Source organism: Buchnera aphidicola (Lipaphis pseudobrassicae) (genome assembly GCF_005081185.1).
GTDB classification, from domain to species: Bacteria; Pseudomonadota; Gammaproteobacteria; order Enterobacterales; family Enterobacteriaceae; genus Buchnera; species Buchnera aphidicola_AD.
In genome coordinates this window covers 272812-277823 of sequence record NZ_CP034870.1, presented here as the reverse complement: position 1 = coordinate 277823, position 5012 = coordinate 272812, and the positions used below count along the sequence as shown (strand labels likewise).

Annotated in this window: 3 protein-coding genes, 2 tRNA genes and 1 rRNA gene; 3 read left to right on the top strand and 3 right to left on the bottom strand. The window is 31.6% G+C overall.

Features of this window, described 5'->3' with window-relative positions; genetic code table 11:
* The coding region (locus D9V70_RS01270; RefSeq protein ID WP_158356282.1) for an RNase H family protein at positions 1-389 on the top strand (389 nt) is incomplete at its 5' end.
* A 39-nt stretch (positions 390-428) separates the two neighbouring features.
* Positions 429-1187: a hydroxyacylglutathione hydrolase gene (gene gloB / locus D9V70_RS01265; RefSeq protein ID WP_158355956.1), complete on the top strand. Its 759-nt coding sequence runs from the start codon at positions 429-431 to the stop codon at positions 1185-1187.
* Here gloB and D9V70_RS01260 read toward each other — a convergent pair.
* The 3 genes from D9V70_RS01260 to D9V70_RS01250 form a co-directional block, all read right to left on the bottom strand.
* Positions 1179-1251 (bottom strand) — tRNA-Ala (locus tag D9V70_RS01260). The two genes, gloB and D9V70_RS01260, sit on opposite strands and share 9 nt — an antisense overlap.
* A gap of 10 nt (positions 1252-1261) precedes the next feature.
* Positions 1262-1338 (bottom strand) — tRNA-Ile (locus D9V70_RS01255).
* A gap of 55 nt (positions 1339-1393) precedes the next feature.
* A 16S ribosomal RNA gene (locus D9V70_RS01250) occupies positions 1394-2939 on the bottom strand.
* Between the two features lie 331 nt (positions 2940-3270).
* Here D9V70_RS01250 and argS point away from each other — a divergent pair.
* Positions 3271-4998: an arginine--tRNA ligase gene (gene argS, locus D9V70_RS01245; RefSeq protein ID WP_158355955.1), complete on the top strand. Its 1728-nt coding sequence runs from the start codon at positions 3271-3273 to the stop codon at positions 4996-4998.
* Positions 4999-5012 lie beyond the last annotated feature (14 nt).

Here is a 5012-nt window from a genome sequence, read left to right as displayed (position 1 = left end):
ATCAAATATATGAAAAAATTTTAACCTCTGGTTTTTATTTGACTACGAATAATAGAATGGAATTAATGGCTGTAATATCAGGATTAGAATTTCTTAATCAATCATGTTTAGTTGAAATTACAACAGATAGTTTATATGTTAAAAAAGGAATTTTAGATTGGATGCCTGTATGGAAAAAAAAAGAATGGAAAACTTCTAAAAAAAAACCAGTTAAAAATATAGATTTATGGTTTCGAATTAGCACAGTTTTAAAAAAGCATTTAGTAACTTGGCATTGGATAAAAGCTCATATTGGTCATTTAGAAAATGAAAAATGTGACATAATAGCTCGTCAGGCAGCTAAAAATCCATTGTTCAAAGATGTTTATTATGAAAAAAATCAATTTTAAGAATATATTCTTAATAAAAAAATTTTTAGGTAAAATTCTATGTTTTTAAAAGTAATACCTATATTAGTTGATAACTATGTTTGGATTCTTTTTGATAAGAATAATTTTTGTATCATTATAGATCCAGGTATCTCAAATCCTATATTAGAAAAAATAAAGGAACAAAATTTGTTTCCAATAGCCATTCTTTTAACTCATAATCATATAGATCATACAGGTGGTGTTCAAGAAATTATTAATAGTTATCCAGAAATAACTGTTTTTGGACCATATGAAACAAGAAAAAGCGGTGTAAATAAAATCGTTAATTCCGGTGATAAACTATATATTTTAAATAGAGAATTTATTGTTTTTTATACTCCGGGTCATACATTGGGTCATGTTTCATATTATAGTAAACCTTATTTTTTTTGTGGAGATACTATTTTTTCTGGAGGTTGTGGTCGTGTTTACAAAAAAAAATATTTAGATATGTTTAATTCTATAAATATGATTTCATCGCTTCCAAATGAAACTATATTATGTTGTGCTCATGAGTACACTTTATCTAATTTATGTTTTGCTATGTCTATACTGCCTAAAGATCAAAATATAAGAAATTTTTATAACAAGGCTAATAAAATTATAAAAAATAACAAAATTTATGTACCATCGTACATTTTATTAGAGAAAAAAATTAATTTATTTTTTAGAATAAATGAAAATTATATAAAAGAATCTATAGGATTAGATAAGAATTGTAATTCTTTTACAGTTTTTAAAAATTTAAGAAAAATGAAGGATAATTTTTGGAGCTAAGCGGGATCGAACCGCTGGCCTCCTGCGTGCAAGGCAGGCGCTCTCCCAGCTGAGCTATAGCCCCGGATAATTTATGGTAGGCCTGAGTGGAATTGAACCACCGACCTCACCCTTATCAGGGGTGCGCTCTAACCATCTGAGCTACAAGCCTTCTGATATTTTATTAGATAATTTGTGTGGGCACTTTCAAAATAAGCATAAATTTTTAAGGAGGTGATCCAACCGCAGGTTCCCCTACGGTTACCTTGTTACGACTTCACCCCAGTCATGAATCACAAAGTGGTAGGCGCCTTCTTTTTAAGGTTAGGATACCTGCTTCTTTTGCAACCCACTCCCATGGTGTGACGGGCGGTGTGTACAAGGCCCGGGAACGTATTCACCGTGGCATTCTGATCCACGATTACTAGCGATTCCGACTTCGTGGAGTCGAGTTGCAGACTCCAGTCCGGACTACGATTTACTTTATGAGGTTTGCTTGTCTTTGCAGATTTGCTTCTCTTTGTATAAACCATTGTAGCACGTGTGTAGCCCTGGTCGTAAGGGCCATGATGACTTGACGTCGTCCCCACCTTCCTCCGGTTTATAACCGGCAGTCTCCCCTGAGTTCCCGGCCGAACCGCTGGCAACAGGGGATAAGGGTTGCGCTCGTTGCGGGACTTAACCCAACATTTCACAACACGAGCTGACGACAGCCATGCAGCACCTGTCTCACAATTCCCGAAGGCACTTTTTTATTTCTAAAAAATTTTGTGGATGTCAAGACCAGGTAAGGTTTTTCGCGTTGCATCGAATTAAACCACATGCTCCACCGCTTGTGCGGGCCCCCGTCAATTCATTTGAGTTTTAGCCTTGCGGCCGTACTCCCCAGGCGGTCGACTTAATGCGTTAGCTTCGGAAGTCACTTCTCTTGGAAACAACCTCCAAGTCGACATCGTTTACGGCATGGACTACCAGGGTATCTAATCCTGTTTGCTCCCCACGCTTTCGCACCTCAGTGTCAGTATTCGTTTAGGAGGCCGCTTTCGCCACAGGTATTCCTCCAGATATCTACGCATTTCACCGCTACACCTAGAATTCTACCTCCCTCTACGATACTCTAGTTTTTCAGTTTCAAATGCAGTTCCTAGGTTGAGCCTAGGGCTTTCACATCTGACTTAAAAAACCACCTACGCGCTCTTTACGCCCAGTAATTCTGATTAACGCTAGCACCCTCCGTATTACCGCGGCTGCTGGCACGGAGTTAGCCGGTGCTTCTTCTTCAGGTAACGTCAAGAAATAAAATTATTAGTTTTATTTTTTTCCTCCCTGCTGAAAGTACTTTACAACCCTAAGGCCTTCTTCATACACGCGGCATAGCTGCATCAGGCTTTCGCCCATTGTGCAATATTCCCCACTGCTGCCTCCCGTAGGAGTCTGGACCGTGTCTCAGTTCCAGTGTGGCTGGTTATCCTCTCAGACCAGCTAGAGATCGTAGCCTTGGTAAGCTATTACCTTACCAACAAGCTAATCTCGTCTGGGTTCATCTAAAAGCATGAGGCCACAAGGGTCCCCCACTTTGGTTTTTCAACATTATGCGGTATTAGCTACCATTTCTAGTAGTTATCCCCCTCTTTTAGGTAGATCCCCAGATATTACTCACCCGTTTGCCGCTCGCCGACAAGAAAGCAAGCTTTCTTTTCGCTGCCGCTCGACTTGCATGTGTTAGGCTTGCCGCCAGCGTTCAATCTGAGCCATGATCAAACTCTTCAATTGAAAAGCTATTATCCTTAAAGAATAAATCTTTAAGAAATTTTATTAAATAAAAAAATAATTTTGTACTTAATTTTCTGTGCCCACACAGATTATCTAATATATTTTTAAAGAGCAGTGTTAATGTTTTGAAACTTTAATAAAGATTACATTTTTTTTCTTATATTGTCAACCTTTTTTATAAAAAATATTTTTTATATAATATTCAATACTTAACGAATAAAAATAATATAATATAAACATATTAAATTATTATTAATTTTTATAAAAACCATGTTTTTTTAAAAAAATTAATAGATATGATAGAAGTATTATTTTAAATAAGGTTTAAATTATGGATTTAAAAAATATAATTGAAAAAGATATTAAAAAAATATTAAAAAATATTAGTTATGAAAATAAAATTGATCCTATCATCATATTAAATAAAAAAATAAGTTCCAGTCATTATCAAATTAATAACTTAATAAAAATAGCAAATAAATTAAATTTAAATCTTATTAAATTAGCCAACATAATTATTTCTTCTTCTAAAAAAAATAAAATGTATAAAGAAATAACCTTTTCTAAACCAGGATTTATTAATTTTCTTATTTGTAAAAATTGGTTATCTATAGAATTAGAAAAAATTTTTATATCATCTCGATTAGGTATAAATTATGTTAATCCAAAAAATATCGTAATAGATTACTCATCTCCAAACATTGCAAAAGAAATGCATATTGGACACTTGCGTTCAACAATAATTGGTGACGTTATGGCAAGAGTATCAGATTTTTTAGGACATAATGTAATTAGAGCAAATCATATAGGTGATTGGGGCACTCAATTTGGTATGTTAATTGCATATCTAAAAGAAAAAAAAATAAAAAAAAACAATTTAGTTCTTTCTCAACTAGAAAAATTTTATTGTAAAGCAAAAATAAAATATGATTCAAATAAATTATTTGCAGAAAAATCTAGAAAATATGTAGTAAAATTACAAAATGGAGATAAATATTGTTATAAAATTTGGAAAAAATTAGTATCTATTACAATGTCAGAAAATTATAAGATGTATAAAAAGCTTAATGTTACATTAAAAAAACATCATACTATGGGAGAAAGTTTATATAGTACGATGCTTCCTGATATTATTGAAGATTTAAAAAACAAAAAAATAGCAACTGAGAAAAATGGAAGTGTAATTGTTTTTTTAGAAGAATTTAAAAATAGATTAGGAAAATGCATGGGAGTTGTTATTCAAAAAAAAGACACAGGATTTTTATATTCTACTACTGATATAGCTTGTTTTAAATATAGATATGAAACACTACATGCTGATCGAATTATATATTATACTGATTCTCGCCAACATCAACATTTAACACAAGCATGGATGATAGCAAAAAAAGCTAATTATATACCTGATAGTTTATTATTAGAACACCATTCATTTGGGATGATGTTATCAAAAAATAAACGTCCTTTTAAAACACGAGATGGCAGCACAATAAAACTCTCTTCCCTTCTTAATGAAGCTATAGAAAAAGCAACTAATTTAATTAAAAAGAAAAAACCAAATTTTCCTAAAAAAAGAATAATTAAATTATCTCAAATAATAGGAATTAGTGCAATAAAATACGCAGATTTATCTAAAAATAGAAGTACTAATTATATTTTTGATTGGGATAAAATGCTAAGTTTTGAAGGAAATACAGCTCCTTATATACAATATGCTTATACAAGAATTATTTCCGTAATAAAAAAATCAACTATTCGTATTAAAAAATTAAAAACAAAAATCATCCTAAAAAAAGAAAGTGAAATTAATTTAGCTATTAAAATATTAGAATTTGAAAGAGTTATTTTATTGATCGCTGAAAAAGGAACACCTCATATAATGTGTACATATCTTTATCAACTTGCAACATGTTTTTCTTGCTTTTATGAAAATTGTTCTATACTGTTTGCAAAAAAAATAAAAATTTGCAAAAGTAGACTTAAATTATCTATTTTAACAGCTAAAATTTTAAAAAAAGGACTGAATATACTCGGTATTCAAACAGTAAAAAAAATGTAATTTTTCATCTTAAA